Below are 12,232 nucleotides of genomic sequence, written 5' to 3' on the forward strand. Positions count from 1 at the left end.
AGTCCGCTTAGTGCGGCGTTATGCCTATCTGGGAGAATACAAAAAGGATGAATTATGTTTGGTAAAATTCTTAGTTTTTTTAGTTGGCTTTTGAGCTTATGGAGTAATTTATCTGACGAAGATAAGGAAAAGATTGTAGATATGATAGTGGATTCTTTTACACATATATTCAAAGCATTTTATCGCTCATCAAAGCAATCGGAGGAGTAGATGAAAAATTTGAAAGAATTTCTGAGTGCAACTGAAGATAGCTCGAACTCTAAAGAGTTGGCTCTTAAAAATGTATCTACTGGAGTAGCAAGTACAGTATTACAAAGTGGTGTGGTCAGTACTAAAAGTAAAGCTGAAAAATTTGGACAAGAAGTAACAAAATTAGCGGGCAGCGAAGACGTGATGTCAGAGTTGAGTGAAGAGGTGGGAGCACCACTATCAAATGAATCCGAAGAAGAGTTTGTAGCAAGGGCTAAGAAGTCATTCAAGAAAATCCTAATGACAAAAATGGCAAGTAAATAGGCATAACAATCTGTTTAAGAGTGATTCGCAACGCGTGGCATTTTTACTATGCGTTGCGTTTTGTGTTTAAGGTAGTATGCGGTAGCTTCGGTAATGCGTTGCTCACACCTTAACAGGGCGTTAGTTGCTCAAAGGTAAATCATGGAAATAGCGAATATCTTAGAAAGTCTAGAGCAAATCAGTGGGAGTGAACTAGTCTATTGTTCGATTCCATTTATGGATGTTATGACAGAGGTTTATGTTGTTGGGCAGGTACAAACAGATGTTCCAGGCATTGTACTTGGTGAACGAGAGCCATATTTGTCACACAAAACAGTCTCAGAGTTTATTGCAGAACTTCGAACTTTTGGTGCAAGGTTTCAAAATAGTGATTTTCTCATCGAGTTGACACACATACTCAATGATAAAGAATATGAGTTGCGTTATTACAGATTAAACCGCATAGAAATAGCAGAAAGCAGTGTTACATTGTTTACAGAAAACTCTGAGGTCTACGATTTCAGAGAACGATATGTAGAGCCTGAGCTGGAATAGGCAACTAACAAACGACTATGGCGTCAATGATTAGTTTTTGGCTGTATTTCCATCCCACATGGCGCCATCTCTCAGCATAGAGTTAAGGGTCACAACCATCTTTCGGACACACGCGATTATTGCGACTTTTTTAGGCTTTCCGGCAGCTAAAAGTCGAGCATAAGTCGCTTTGAATCAGAGGTTACTGTCTTATGAAGTATGACCTTACCATTTTGGTCTACAGCATGAACACTGAAGTGTTTTTTGGCTAGGTCGATACCGCAGAAATAAGAATAATCAGACATGGTGCCTCCGGTGCATTTAAGTACCACATAAGTGTGGCAGATCCTCGGGAGGGGAATCCATGTCATTCGCTATATGCTTCAAGGAAGATGATGAAAAAAATAGTACTTTCAATAGTTTGTTTAATGACATCCTGTCTGGCAAATGCTGACGTTAAGCTAGACTTTACCTTCGAGAAAAAGTTTGAAGTGTATGAGATTAGCGGTAATAGTGTTGAAGAAATTGAACGCTCATTTAACGCTAGACCTGAGTTTCTCGTAAATGAAGGCTTTGACGGGTACACCGCATGGAAATATGACTTCAATACTAATGATGATACTTGCGAAATTAATGAATTTAAGCTGGAAGTTACCTATACACTTCCGAAGTTCGAAATGTCTAAGATTTCAGTTGAATCGGCGGAGGAGTTTCGCCTATATCTAGAAAAGCTCTATCGGCATGAGCAGATTCATTGTGCTCTTGCAGTTAAGTCGATGCATGAAATTTATTTAGCCTTTAAAGGTGGGCAGCGCGGAGGGTGCAGTAGTGCTAATGATAGAGTCACTGAACTTGAAAGTGACTTAGTGAAAAGTAATGCTCTGTTTGACGTTTATACATCGCATGGAGAGATTGAATTACCAGAGTCTCCTTTTGGTGAGAAGCCTTACTTAAAAATATGCGAAATGCCTTTCGCGCCGATGTCACCACGCATATAACAATAAATTTAAGAGTGATTCACAACGCTTGGTGTTATAACTTTCATATTCCTTATCAATGATTTATCGATGTAATATTGAAAAATTAGATTTATGTTATTGGATTTACAATCCACTATATGTATATTGAGCTCTCTTTTGTAATTAAATCAGTGATTTAAAGGTGAATGCGTTAAAGATCTCTTCAGTAATTATCTCAGGACTACTAATGTTTGGTTGTGCATCGCCAGTTAAAAATAGATAAATCAAATATAGAACTTGTTACGAAATTATAACAAACAATTTAACCTGACTCGCAACGCGTAGCAGTATTACTTCTAGTCAGGTTTAGTGTTTAAGGCGCAATGCAGAATCTTTGCATTGCGTTGCTGCACAAGTTAATTGGGAGTTAAGCGTTATGCGCTACTCCAACTTGAGAAGGTAGTACAAGTGGAAACTAGAGTTAAAAAGTCAGTTCGGTATCTTGCCTTGGGTATTCTTATCTATCCGTTTCTTTACATGATACTCAATTTTATTATCCCGATTCTAATGGCGACTTTGGGCGAAGGTGGTCGCTCGTTAGTTGAAATTCTTGAGTATTTCACTTGGTTTATAATGCCTTTTTTTTCGGTGCTCTATTTGTTAGCTTTCTATCATTTCTCGCCAATGTTAGGTAAATGGCATCAATGGGTTGGGTATACTTTGGTTTTTGCCGCTGCGCTAATCGAAATAGCGATGCCCTGGATGGAATCTGGTCTGGTGTTTAAGACAGCATCTTTTCTATGTCAGCTTTTCGAGATAGGCATTTTGGTTAGTTGTCTGTTCGTTTTTAGCAATAAGTTGAGGCCAAATTCAGAGCTTGGAAGTAACGTATAGCAAGTCTTGGTCTCACCTTACCCGATTGGAGTGCTTATTATAAATGCAAGCTGCTTCATGATAACTTTCAACGCATGGCACGTGGTAATTTTGTGTTTCGTTGTTCACCCCTTAACAAGGTGTTAGCTCTACTTGTCAATTCTGCGTATTGGCGGGGTTGTTAGCTACTCAATTGGGTGTTAGGCATCAAAGAGGAAAATATGAAACATCCCAAACTTGTGTTCTGTTCAGTGTTAGCAATCACGTATTCAAATTTCGTTTGGGCTAATGGCTGTGATGCAATAGACGATAAAGTATTAAATGCAATGGCTAAGGCTTTCGATGTTCGTGTGGATGAAATTGCTATTGATGGTACATTTTATGGTCAAAACTTTGATATTGATGTTTTAGATCTCATAACTGTAGTTGTTGATATGGAAGAGGCTATTGGAGTTGATCTTAAAGACGAAGATGTAGTCGACCTGATCGTTTATTTCGATGAAGAAGAGTTTGAGCCAAAAATTAAAGGCAAGGTAACGGTCCGAGAGTTTCAAAAGATTGTCCAAACAGCGTGTGCTAACTCTCTCGGCTAGGCGTTGGTTGTTGGATGTACCTAAAGGCGTTATGTTTCATTTCCACGTTCGTATTTGCACATTTAAGGAATAGGTTTGATAAATAGATATTCATGCAATGGTTTTATATTTGATGTAGATGCAACTCTTGTAAACACCACACTGGTTATAAATAATATTTGGAAAGAGTGGGCAGTGCAAAAAGGAGTTGATTTTTCAATAGTACATCCACACGTTCACGGCAGAAAAATTAGCGAAACTTTAGAATTAGTAGGTTTTCAATATGCAAATGCGAGTGAAGAAAACGTAGTTAAAAAAATCGCAATAAAAGCAATGGAATCAGCTACTGAAATTGATGGAGCACTGAGTTTTGTAAAAACCATACCGAAGTGTTCATGGGCAATCGCAACGAGTGGTCCAAGAAATGTGGCTGAGACAAGTTTACGTGCATCCGGGTTTGAGTTACCTGAGATTATGATATGTGGTGAAGATGTTAGCATCGGTAAGCCACACCCAGAACCATTTGTGCTTGCCGCTGAAAATCTAGGTTTGAATGCGATGAGCTGTGTTGCCTTTGAAGATTCGCCAGCGGGTGTCAAATCGGCTAAAGAAGCAGGGTGTTTTACTGTTGCTATATTAACTAGTCATAAAGAATCTGAATTAGCTTTAGCTGATCTAATTGTTAATAGCTTTTCAGATCTGGCAATTGAAAACAGAAACGGTTCATATGAACTATGTTGGTGAAAACTTAACAAGGCGCTTAAGTATGATTCGTGAAAGCATACTATTCTCGCTTCGGTCCAATTTGGGCACACGTTCACTCACAGCTTAACGTTATTTAAATGGAGCAGAAATAAGCTATGGAATACAACGTCGTTAAAAATTATAAGGATGATCCAGAATTACCTATTCGAATCGTAAAAGGTGAAAAATTGCAGTTTGTAGAAGAATCCAACCCAGAAGGTGATTGGGAAAATTGGATTTTTTGCCGAGGAAAAAATAAAGAAGGCTGGGTTCCAAAACACATATTAGCTGTAAATAACAGTGAAGTAACCGTACTTGAGGACTATTTTGCTAAGGAACACCGTTTGATAGTTGGTGACATTCTAGTAAAAGAACATGAATTAAACGGCTAGATCTGGAGTTATAAATTAGGTAATTCGGAAGAATTAGCTTGGGCTCCTTTAAATCATCTGTGCGCTGTATAAATTCATATCGAAAGTTGCTAAAGCAAGCAGCTAACACTTAGCATTTTAGCTTTGCGTTACGTTTGTGTTTAAGGTTGTCCACTCAAGATTCAGTATTACCTTGATCACACCTTAGCTTTGCGTTTTGTAACAATGAGGAAAAGATAAATATAATGAACAAGTTAATGTCATTTGTAGTTACGTCAAACTTTCTATCTCTTGGTTTTGTTTATTTGTTCGAACGGTTGACAGGTTCTTTAGCAATCCAGTTCTTGAGTGACTACGCCTTTTACTCAATGCTCCTACTTATTGGGCTCGGCAGCATCTTCTCTTTTTCGGGGCACAAAGTAGGTTACAGCGATCCAAGTAATGTGGCGGGTGTAGCTGCAAGTAGTTTGATTGAAAATAACTCTTCTAAACATACTGTTGTAACTAAGCTTGAAAGTACTGGGTTAGGTGGTCGTTTTTTACTCGCTAGTTTATTCCCTTTAGCTTATTGCGTGATCGCATAGGTCAACTAACCACATACAAGAACTTTAAAAGTGATTCTCAATGCTTGGCATTTTCACTGTGCATTGGTCTTAGTTATTAAGGTTCCTTTTAGCGGCTTAGTTATTGCGTTGCTCACCAATAGGGCAGCGTGTATGTTTCATCAATCTAGGAGCTCTTTCAATGTATTATTCTGAGGCTAATTGCCTTTGTGGTTCTGTTAAAATTACGGCTAAAAACATCGATCCTAAGTTTACAGTTTGCCATTGTCAGTCATGTCGAACTTGGGGTGGTGCTCCGTTCTTTGCTTTGAAATGTGGTACTCAAGTGAAACTGGAAGGTGAAGATAAAGTAAAGATGTACAAATCTTCTTCTTGGGCTTCACGAGGTTTCTGCAGAGAATGTGGAACCCACCTATTTTGTAAATTCAAAGAAACAGGCGAGTACAATATGCCAGTGGGCTTGTTTCCAAATTTGGAAGGGTTGGAAATGGACATGCAATATTTTAGTGACATGCGACCTGGTTACTATTGCTTTTCCAATGAAACTAAGGAAATGACCACCGAAGAAATCATGGCCTACTTTGCAGACAAGGTATAACTATAGGCATAGCAACCGGTTTAAGGGAGACTTTAATGCTTGCCGGTTTAGCTTACAGTATTGCAAGCGTTTGTAGCCCCCTCAACGTGAGTATTGTTTTCCAAAGGAAGATTCATATAAATGAAAAATGTAGTTCAACTTGTCTTTGTCTCTAGAAATCAGTTATTGCTCGCCTTCCGCCAAAATACTGAAGCGTTTGACCAGTATTGGGGCTTTCCTTCTGGGCGCATAGAGGACGGTGAATCTCCTCTAGACGCAGCAGAACGCGAAGCTTTGGAGGAAACTTCGGTTAGCACTAAAGAATTGAATTTAGCGGCTGAATTGGTTGACCCTAGTTTGCCGATTCGTCATTACTTTTACCTATGTTTTGATTGGGTTGGCAAAATAGAGAACGCAGAACCTAACTTGTGTCGAGAGTTGCGTTGGTTCAACCTCGACGAATTGCCAGAAAAGTGCACTCCAATCACTTACGTAGCAATGAAAAAAATTAAAAACGCGTTGCGTGACCATCAGCAACGAACTTAGCGCTATAACCTAAGAGGGAGATATGGGACTTAGATCATTTGAAAAGGAAGACTATGGCCTACTTATTTGTTGGATCGATTCAGATAAATTGAATTATCAATGGGGCGGCTCAAACCTAGAGTTTTCATTGGATTAAGTTCAAATTAGTTGGCACTGCTCATATCTATACACCAAATTTTTACTGCGAGGGAATGAACATGAAACAAGGAATTTTCAAGAATCTCAAGTTGGCATTAGGTGTTGGTTTTGGTGTTGCCATTCATCAGTACTTTTTTATGACGGATGGTGCGTTTGATTTCTATCAGCCACTTGTGGCGTTTGCTTTTACGTTTGTCGTTAGCAGTATTGGTACACTTCTAAAAGAAAGAATCATGCGCAAGAAGGAGATTACATGAGAATATCGGAAGCCGTTCTGTCGGATTTAGAATCCTTTTTCGAATACATAGGAGCGCAGCTTCTTGAAAATGCGGATGATGATTCTCCACTTTTCCAACCGATCTCTAAAGAGAATTGTGTAGTTTCAGAACGATTTAAAGATAAGTTTCGAAATGGTTTTGAGGCAAGCCTTGGTGAACATGGCTGGAGAAAGCTCTGGGTAATCAAAGACTCTAATGAACGAGTGTTTGGTCATATAGACTTACGTCATTACAGTGAAGAGTATAAGTTTCATCGTGTGCTTCTCGGCATGGGTGTTGATTCGAGCTTAAGAAAGCAGGGGTTAGGTGTAGAGCTGATTAAGTGCGTGACTGAGTTTTGTAACGAGAGCCCAAGTATCGATTGGTTAGATCTCAATGTTCTCTCGAATAATCTTCCTGCAAAAAATTTGTATTTGAAATGTGGTTTCGAAGTGATTGGAGAAGTCCCAGGTTGTTATCTTATAGAAGGACAGTCTGTGTCTGAAACAATGATGACACTATGCACGAGAATTTGCGGACAAGAACGCTTTGAAGAGTGAATTTTGACGCTTGGCATCCACAGTTTTATGGTAGTGCTTAGGCTTGGTGTCAGCGTGTTCACACTGCAACTCTAACTATGAGCAAAAGAGGAATCATGACTAAAATCTACTTCGTATGTGGCTTTATCGGTTCGGGTAAAACGACTTACTCTAAAGCGCTTGCAGAAAAGCATGGCGCCTTTCGTTTCTCGATCGATGAGTGGATGATTCCTTTGTATGGCGAGCATATGGAGCGTGAAGTTTTTGATCGCCGGCTGGCTACGCTTCAAGGGTTATTTAAGGAGTCTGCAATGCAGCTGTTTTCCTTAGGTGTTCCTGTGATTTTTGACTTTGGTTTTTGGCGTGAGTCTGACCGAGATTCTTTTAAAAGCTGGACATCAAACCTAGGTGTGGACAGCGAAGTTCACTACCTTGATGTTCCCTTTGAGACTTGCAAGCAGAGAGCATTTAGCCGTAACTCGGAACTGAATGGTAAGTCTTATGAAATGACACCTGAAATGTTAGATCTGTTTTGGTCTTGGTTTGAGGTTCCCACTTCAAACGAAAATGTTGTTTGGGTCCAACAAGACACTTAACAAGTTATATAGCCAAGCCTAGTTTGAGTTAGCAGATCCTTAATATCGCAACAAGTGAATCGGAGGTTCAATGGACAAAACAATCAAAACACATTTTGACGAGTATCCCGATGATGTTCGAGCTCGGCTTGAAGAGTTGCGTTCATTAATCTTAGAGCTTTGCTCTGATTTGGATTTAGGTGAACTCGAAGAGTCTCTGAAATGGGGCGAGCCGAGTTACAGCGTTAAGACGGGCAGCCCAATTCGAATTGACTGGAAATTAAAATCACCAAACAACTATTACTTGTTCTTTAACTGTAAAACGAAGCTAATCGACACATTCAGGGAGTTGCACGACGGCACATTGGCGTTTCAAGGTAATAGGGCAATCGTCTTGAACCTAACTGAACCACTTCCCAAAGCACCAATCAAGCAGTGCTTGGAGCTGGCCTTAACCTATCAGCAACGAAAACATCTGCCGCTTCTGGGCGCGTGATTTTTACGTGTTGTCAGCTTCTTAACTGAATGTGGTTAGAATTTGAAAAGTATGCCAGCCACTGATTTACAAGGCTTGGCACTTCTCGTTTAATGTTAGGTTAGTGTTTAACGTCTTATGGTTTAGGTTAATGGCGTTGCTCGGGCCGTAAAGTGGTATGTGGACAGGGAAAGTTATGAATCAACAAGAAGCCTTTATAGGGTTTGCTGTTTATGGGGCTATCAGTAGTTTAATCGGCCTTTTTACGTTTTTTATTATCAAAGATGCAAAGTACAAACAAACATTGTGGACTTTGCAGTCTGTTGTTTTTGGTATCTTCTCGATTGGTTTTATCTATTGGACTGGTGGTAATGGGCCAGAATTATTGGTTTGGATTCCGCTGGTCACTTTAATGTCTATTTACAATATCCACTCTTTGAAATTTTGTGGTTCTTGTGGAAAAACTAACGTAAGAAAAAGCGGATTGTCATCCATTAAATCATGTAGTGACTGTGGTAATGCTTTATAGTAAAGCTAAGAAATATCAGACGTTTGTTCATTTTAGTTTTAGCCTTAAAAGGAAGTTGTATGAATTTAGATAAAGCCAAGAAACGTATCGCAAAGCAGGTTAAAAAAGGCGACAACGGATACCCAAAAATCACGTTAGCGTATTACGGGGCGACCAAAAATCTTGCAACGGAAGTCGCAGTTCAATTTATGCTGGGTGAGGGCGATGGTGTTCAAGAAGAGCGTTTTTCTTGTGAAACCGAAATCCGAGATAATGAGCTAATCCAAACGACGCTGCTCAAGATAATCGAGCGCGCTAATGTTAACTCAGTAATTGAAGTTGAAGGCGTCGCTGTTCTTTAGTTTGCTTAGTACTTGTGAGTTTGTGAGTTTGTGAGTTGCCGTAGTTGTCTAGGTAATGCCGCATTACATGGGTTAGTTGATTCAGGATATTTAGAGTAATGCACTTAAGAAAAGCACAGCTTCATGAGCTAGATACCATTTATACAATGGGCTTCGATGTTTGGGGTGATGGCTTGACGTTAGACGATTACTTAATCGGTTGTCGTAACAGTAAAAAGTACTTATCTGGTACTTGGTATGTGTTAGTCGAGAAGGGTAGAGTCGTCTCATCTCTTATCGTTTACCGTTACATGTTTGACCTTGCAAAAGGATGTTTCGGTATTGGCTCCGTGGCTACGCCACAAAAATTACGACACCAAGGCTATGCGTCTGAGTTGATCAACTTGCTAAAAACGGAGTTATTCATTCATCATAATTGTAAGGCTTTATACCTACACAGCGACATTGAGCATCAATTTTATAATAGGCTTGGCTTTGTGGGCATAGTAGGTTCTGATTGTATGTATATTTCAAACGACTCTTCTGAGTTTGATGGACGAATACCAGATTACTTCTAGGCGTGAGTATTTCGATTCGTTATAAAATCGGGGGCTTAGAAGGTTAAGTGTATCCGAAGTGTTTTACTCATAATTTATCAAGGAAGAAACATTATGAAATTAGCTCAGTTAAATATCGCTCTGGCTAAATACCCGTTAGATGCGCCAGAAATAAAAGAGTTTGTCGATAACTTAGAGTTGGTTAATGGAATCGCAGAAAGCAGTGAAGGGTTCGTTTGGCGTCTGAAAGATGAATCTGGTGACGCCACCAACGTCCAAGCTTTCGATGATCCTAATATGATTGTGAACATGTCGGTGTGGGACTCTGTGGATTCGTTAAAGAACTTCATGTTCCGCACACATCACCGTGATTTTATGCGCCGAAAGGGTGACTGGTTTCATCGTTTACCTGAAGATACCTATGTGCTTTGGTGGATTGAAGCAGACCATATTCCCACACTCGAAGAAGCGATAGAGCGGCTTGAACACCTCAGAAAAATTGGTGATTCGCCGTATGCCTTCACTTTTAAAACCAACTTTACAGCATCAGAAGCGCCAAAATAGCGTTCGTCCAACCAACGTTATGTTCCATTGAAACTAAAAGAGGGGCATCTGTGGTGTGTGGGAGTTGTTGTTGGATGGATCATCGATAGTGTTTTCTGCATTTAAATTGATAAAGGTAAGTTGTGATTGAATTTAAAACGGTCGGTCTTTTTGTACTTACAGCGGTCGCCGAGATTGTAGGATGTTATCTACCTTATCTTTGGTTGAGAGAAGACAAGAGCATTTGGTTATTGATTCCTGCTGCGATAAGCCTCGCATTGTTTGCTTGGTTATTGACGCTTCATCCAACCGCGACAGGTCGTGTTTATGCAGCATATGGCGGTGTGTATATTTCTGTTGCCCTGATATGGCTGTGGCTTGTTGATGGCGAAAAGCCGACAACGTGGGACCTGGTCGGTGGCTCAGTTGCACTACTCGGTATGGCGATTATTATGTTCGGCCCTCGAAACGCATAACGTGCTTACACAAAAATACCGCCGTAATCAACGGCGGTATTTTTTTACGCTTATTACATCATTAAGTAGAGAACAAAGAGCCTAGTTAAAGTGGGCTAATTCAACACTCTGCGTTTCATTAGCTACTTTCCAATCGCCACCTAAGGCTTTATACACCGCAATCGTGGTGTTGGCGGTTTGAAGCTTGGCGGCTACTTGGCGATCTTGCATCGCTTTTTGTTGTCTTTGTGCGTCTAACACCGACAAGTAATCGACTAGGCCCGCTTTGTATAGCGACTTTGCTTTGTTCACCGCATTATCAACGGCAAGGGTAGCTTCATCGATGCGCTTTTGGTTTTCTTGGCTTCGGCCATAGGCAAACAAGCTTGAATCGACTTCTGCAAAGGCGCTGTCTACCGAGTGTTGGTAGTTAAGCGCTGCAGAACTGAACCTTGCTTCGTTCATTTCCACCATGGCTTCGCCTCGACCACCATCGAATACATTCCAACTGATGCCTGCAGATGCCGCCCAACCGAATGAATCGCTACTGAATAGGTCATCAAAACTTCCTGCAGTTACTCCTGGCGTACCCGTTAGGAAGACTTTTGGATAGCGATTGGCAATGCTTGCGCCGAGTTCTTCGTTAATGGCTGCCATTTCGCGTTCTGCAATTCGGATGTCTGGGCGTTGTTCTAACAAGTCAGAAGGTAAGCCTGTAGGAATCACATCCTTCATTCTCGGTAACGTAAATTCACCCGCTAAACGTTGGTTCACGCTCGTAAGTGATTCGCCTAACAACACTGCCATCCGTTGTTTGTGTACTTGCTCTGCGATTTCAAGTTGAGGAACAATGGATTCAGTCGCGGCAAGCATGGCTTTGGCTTGAGCAAGATCTAACTCCGAGCCATAGCCGCTGCGAACCACTTTGGTGACCAGTTCTAAAGTCTGCTTTTGGTCGGAAATGTTCTCTAGTGCGATCGCTTTTCGCTCTTGAGCGCCACGATATTGCAGGTAGTTGTGAATGACATCGGCGGTGATCAAGGTGTTCAAACCGGATTGGAATATCTCGGCTTGTTCAACTCGAATCGTCGCCGCGTTGGATTGCTTATCGATACGTCCAAACAAGTCCATTTCCCATGCGATGCTTGCACCTAAGAATCCGCCATCGTGTTGCGCTTCCAGCAACGACATCCCCGTTGCTGCTTCAACCGCATCAGAGGCGCCAAATACCGGGCCGAGTAGGGAGTCGTTCTCACTCAGTTGGTAGTTGTAATAACCGCCACCGACATTGATGGTCGGGACTTTGAATGATTCGACCACGCTTTTGTATGAGTTCGCCATGTTGATTCGCTCAGCGGCCAGTTTAAGTGGGATGTTCTGGTTTTGAACATCGGCCACTAACTGATTGAGCGTCGGGTCATTGAACTGTGTCCACCAATGGTTGTGTTGTTCGTTTTGGCTCGCGCCTTCTTGGTTCACATCACCTTGGCTATATAAGAAGGTCTCAGCCATAGTCGTTTGCGGTTCATCGTAATCAGGGCCAACCGCACAACCTGTTAGCAACAAGGCAAGAGCAATAGGAGCCACTTTAAACTTAGTTAATGGATACATGT

20 protein-coding genes and 3 pseudogenes are annotated in these 12,232 nt (G+C 41.0%); 20 read left to right on the forward strand and 3 right to left on the reverse strand.

All coding sequences use genetic code 11. From position 1 onward, the window contains the following. The first annotated feature begins 54 nt into the window (after positions 1–54). The 3 genes from AC3CHU_RS08045 (at position 55) to AC3CHU_RS08055 (ending at position 1,047) form a co-directional block, all read left to right on the forward strand. Positions 55–210, forward strand: a complete 156-nt coding sequence (locus AC3CHU_RS08045; protein WP_488525433.1) for a hypothetical protein — start codon at positions 55–57, stop codon at positions 208–210. Next, entirely contained in the window at positions 211–513 is a 303-nt protein-coding gene (locus AC3CHU_RS08050) for a hypothetical protein (protein WP_372112555.1), read from the forward strand. It begins immediately after the preceding gene. 141 nt (positions 514–654) lie between these two features. Then, the gene (locus AC3CHU_RS08055) at positions 655–1,047 is read left to right on the forward strand and encodes a hypothetical protein (RefSeq protein ID WP_065205240.1); all 393 of its coding nucleotides are present in this window, start codon (positions 655–657) and stop codon (positions 1,045–1,047) included. A 30-nt stretch (positions 1,048–1,077) separates the two neighbouring features. Here AC3CHU_RS08055 and AC3CHU_RS08060 read toward each other — a convergent pair. Both AC3CHU_RS08060 and AC3CHU_RS08065 read right to left on the reverse strand, forming a co-directional pair. Further along, positions 1,078–1,221 (reverse strand): annotated as a pseudogene (locus tag AC3CHU_RS08060) (IS110 family transposase); the annotation flags it as partial. A 5-nt stretch (positions 1,222–1,226) separates the two neighbouring features. Then, positions 1,227–1,331: pseudogene (locus AC3CHU_RS08065) on the reverse strand (IS110 family transposase); the annotation flags it as partial. Positions 1,332–1,421: 90 nt separating this feature from the next. Here AC3CHU_RS08065 and AC3CHU_RS08070 point away from each other — a divergent pair. The 17 genes and pseudogenes from AC3CHU_RS08070 to AC3CHU_RS08150 all read left to right on the forward strand — a co-directional run bounded on the left by AC3CHU_RS08070 (position 1,422) and on the right by AC3CHU_RS08150 (position 10,640). Beyond that, positions 1,422–2,024 carry a DUF922 domain-containing protein gene (locus tag AC3CHU_RS08070; RefSeq protein ID WP_488525434.1) on the forward strand — a complete coding sequence of 201 codons (603 nt, stop codon included), beginning with the start codon at positions 1,422–1,424 and terminating at the stop codon, positions 2,022–2,024. Positions 2,025–2,453: 429 nt separating this feature from the next. Continuing rightward, positions 2,454–2,879, forward strand: coding sequence for a hypothetical protein (locus AC3CHU_RS08075; RefSeq protein ID WP_017083679.1), 426 nt, complete (start codon positions 2,454–2,456; stop codon positions 2,877–2,879). Positions 2,880–3,079: 200 nt separating this feature from the next. Beyond that, on the forward strand, positions 3,080–3,451 hold the full coding sequence (locus AC3CHU_RS08080) for an acyl carrier protein (protein ID WP_065205238.1): 372 nt from the start codon (positions 3,080–3,082) through the stop codon (positions 3,449–3,451). 78 nt (positions 3,452–3,529) lie between these two features. Next, on the forward strand, positions 3,530–4,174 hold the full coding sequence (locus AC3CHU_RS08085; protein ID WP_065205644.1) for an HAD-IA family hydrolase: 645 nt from the start codon (positions 3,530–3,532) through the stop codon (positions 4,172–4,174). 116 nt (positions 4,175–4,290) lie between these two features. Next, positions 4,291–4,638: pseudogene (locus AC3CHU_RS08090) on the forward strand (SH3 domain-containing protein). 152 nt (positions 4,639–4,790) lie between these two features. Beyond that, a complete protein-coding gene (locus tag AC3CHU_RS08095; RefSeq protein ID WP_017083684.1) occupies positions 4,791–5,129 on the forward strand; it encodes a hypothetical protein in 339 nt (112 codons plus the stop codon). A gap of 160 nt (positions 5,130–5,289) precedes the next feature. Further along, the gene (locus tag AC3CHU_RS08100) at positions 5,290–5,706 is read left to right on the forward strand and encodes a GFA family protein (RefSeq protein ID WP_065205236.1); all 417 of its coding nucleotides are present in this window, start codon (positions 5,290–5,292) and stop codon (positions 5,704–5,706) included. A 120-nt stretch (positions 5,707–5,826) separates the two neighbouring features. After that, positions 5,827–6,231, forward strand: coding sequence for an NUDIX domain-containing protein (locus AC3CHU_RS08105; protein ID WP_017087944.1), 405 nt, complete (start codon positions 5,827–5,829; stop codon positions 6,229–6,231). Between the two features lie 197 nt (positions 6,232–6,428). Further along, positions 6,429–6,626 carry a hypothetical protein gene (locus AC3CHU_RS08110; RefSeq protein ID WP_017087942.1) on the forward strand — a complete coding sequence of 66 codons (198 nt, stop codon included), beginning with the start codon at positions 6,429–6,431 and terminating at the stop codon, positions 6,624–6,626. Beyond that, complete coding sequence (locus AC3CHU_RS08115; protein WP_488525435.1) at positions 6,623–7,186, forward strand: GNAT family N-acetyltransferase; 564 nt, start codon at positions 6,623–6,625, stop codon at positions 7,184–7,186. The genes AC3CHU_RS08110 and AC3CHU_RS08115 overlap by 4 nt, the downstream gene beginning before the upstream one ends. A 95-nt stretch (positions 7,187–7,281) precedes the next feature. Then, positions 7,282–7,761 (forward strand): P-loop nucleotide/nucleoside kinase family protein, encoded by a 480-nt coding sequence (locus AC3CHU_RS08120; RefSeq protein WP_488525436.1) that lies wholly within the window; start codon positions 7,282–7,284, stop codon positions 7,759–7,761. Between the two features lie 70 nt (positions 7,762–7,831). Continuing rightward, a complete protein-coding gene (locus AC3CHU_RS08125; RefSeq protein WP_488525437.1) occupies positions 7,832–8,236 on the forward strand; it encodes a DUF1801 domain-containing protein in 405 nt (134 codons plus the stop codon). A 175-nt stretch (positions 8,237–8,411) separates the two neighbouring features. Next, the gene (locus AC3CHU_RS08130; protein ID WP_488525438.1) at positions 8,412–8,744 is read left to right on the forward strand and encodes a hypothetical protein; all 333 of its coding nucleotides are present in this window, start codon (positions 8,412–8,414) and stop codon (positions 8,742–8,744) included. A 59-nt stretch (positions 8,745–8,803) separates the two neighbouring features. Next, complete coding sequence (locus AC3CHU_RS08135; RefSeq protein ID WP_488525439.1) at positions 8,804–9,085, forward strand: hypothetical protein; 282 nt, start codon at positions 8,804–8,806, stop codon at positions 9,083–9,085. A gap of 98 nt (positions 9,086–9,183) precedes the next feature. After that, the gene (locus AC3CHU_RS08140; RefSeq protein ID WP_488525440.1) at positions 9,184–9,642 is read left to right on the forward strand and encodes a GNAT family N-acetyltransferase; all 459 of its coding nucleotides are present in this window, start codon (positions 9,184–9,186) and stop codon (positions 9,640–9,642) included. Between the two features lie 93 nt (positions 9,643–9,735). Then, a complete protein-coding gene (locus AC3CHU_RS08145; protein WP_488525441.1) occupies positions 9,736–10,185 on the forward strand; it encodes a DUF3291 domain-containing protein in 450 nt (149 codons plus the stop codon). Between the two features lie 122 nt (positions 10,186–10,307). Further along, on the forward strand, positions 10,308–10,640 hold the full coding sequence (locus AC3CHU_RS08150) for a YnfA family protein (RefSeq protein ID WP_004733816.1): 333 nt from the start codon (positions 10,308–10,310) through the stop codon (positions 10,638–10,640). Positions 10,641–10,721: 81 nt separating this feature from the next. Here AC3CHU_RS08150 and AC3CHU_RS08155 read toward each other — a convergent pair whose 3' ends face one another. Then, positions 10,722–12,230: an efflux transporter outer membrane subunit gene (locus AC3CHU_RS08155; RefSeq protein ID WP_488525442.1), complete on the reverse strand. Its 1,509-nt coding sequence runs from the start codon at positions 12,228–12,230 to the stop codon at positions 10,722–10,724. Between the last annotated feature and the right edge of the window lie 2 nt (positions 12,231–12,232).

This window comes from Vibrio sp. QJM3NY_39, assembly GCF_057785895.1.

Bases quoted from the DNA above. Each gene is read 5' to 3' on its own strand.
- AC3CHU_RS08080 (WP_065205238.1), top strand. From the start codon at position 3,080: ATGAAACATCCCAAACTTGTGTTCTGTTCAGTGTTAGCAATCACGTAT.
- AC3CHU_RS08045 (WP_488525433.1), top strand. From the start codon at position 55: ATGTTTGGTAAAATTCTTAGTTTTTTTAGTTGGCTTTTGAGCTTATGG.
- AC3CHU_RS08130 (WP_488525438.1), top strand. From the start codon at position 8,412: ATGAATCAACAAGAAGCCTTTATAGGGTTTGCTGTTTATGGGGCTATC.
- AC3CHU_RS08140 (WP_488525440.1), top strand. From the start codon at position 9,184: ATGCACTTAAGAAAAGCACAGCTTCATGAGCTAGATACCATTTATACA.
- AC3CHU_RS08050 (WP_372112555.1), top strand. From the start codon at position 211: ATGAAAAATTTGAAAGAATTTCTGAGTGCAACTGAAGATAGCTCGAAC.
- AC3CHU_RS08115 (WP_488525435.1), top strand. From the start codon at position 6,623: ATGAGAATATCGGAAGCCGTTCTGTCGGATTTAGAATCCTTTTTCGAA.
- AC3CHU_RS08110 (WP_017087942.1), top strand. From the start codon at position 6,429: ATGAAACAAGGAATTTTCAAGAATCTCAAGTTGGCATTAGGTGTTGGT.
- AC3CHU_RS08125 (WP_488525437.1), top strand. From the start codon at position 7,832: ATGGACAAAACAATCAAAACACATTTTGACGAGTATCCCGATGATGTT.
- AC3CHU_RS08145 (WP_488525441.1), top strand. From the start codon at position 9,736: ATGAAATTAGCTCAGTTAAATATCGCTCTGGCTAAATACCCGTTAGAT.
- AC3CHU_RS08055 (WP_065205240.1), top strand. From the start codon at position 655: ATGGAAATAGCGAATATCTTAGAAAGTCTAGAGCAAATCAGTGGGAGT.
- AC3CHU_RS08120 (WP_488525436.1), top strand. From the start codon at position 7,282: ATGACTAAAATCTACTTCGTATGTGGCTTTATCGGTTCGGGTAAAACG.
- AC3CHU_RS08155 (WP_488525442.1), bottom strand. From the start codon at position 12,230: ATGTATCCATTAACTAAGTTTAAAGTGGCTCCTATTGCTCTTGCCTTG.
- AC3CHU_RS08135 (WP_488525439.1), top strand. From the start codon at position 8,804: ATGAATTTAGATAAAGCCAAGAAACGTATCGCAAAGCAGGTTAAAAAA.
- AC3CHU_RS08100 (WP_065205236.1), top strand. From the start codon at position 5,290: ATGTATTATTCTGAGGCTAATTGCCTTTGTGGTTCTGTTAAAATTACG.
- AC3CHU_RS08105 (WP_017087944.1), top strand. From the start codon at position 5,827: ATGAAAAATGTAGTTCAACTTGTCTTTGTCTCTAGAAATCAGTTATTG.
- AC3CHU_RS08095 (WP_017083684.1), top strand. From the start codon at position 4,791: ATGAACAAGTTAATGTCATTTGTAGTTACGTCAAACTTTCTATCTCTT.
- AC3CHU_RS08070 (WP_488525434.1), top strand. From the start codon at position 1,422: ATGAAAAAAATAGTACTTTCAATAGTTTGTTTAATGACATCCTGTCTG.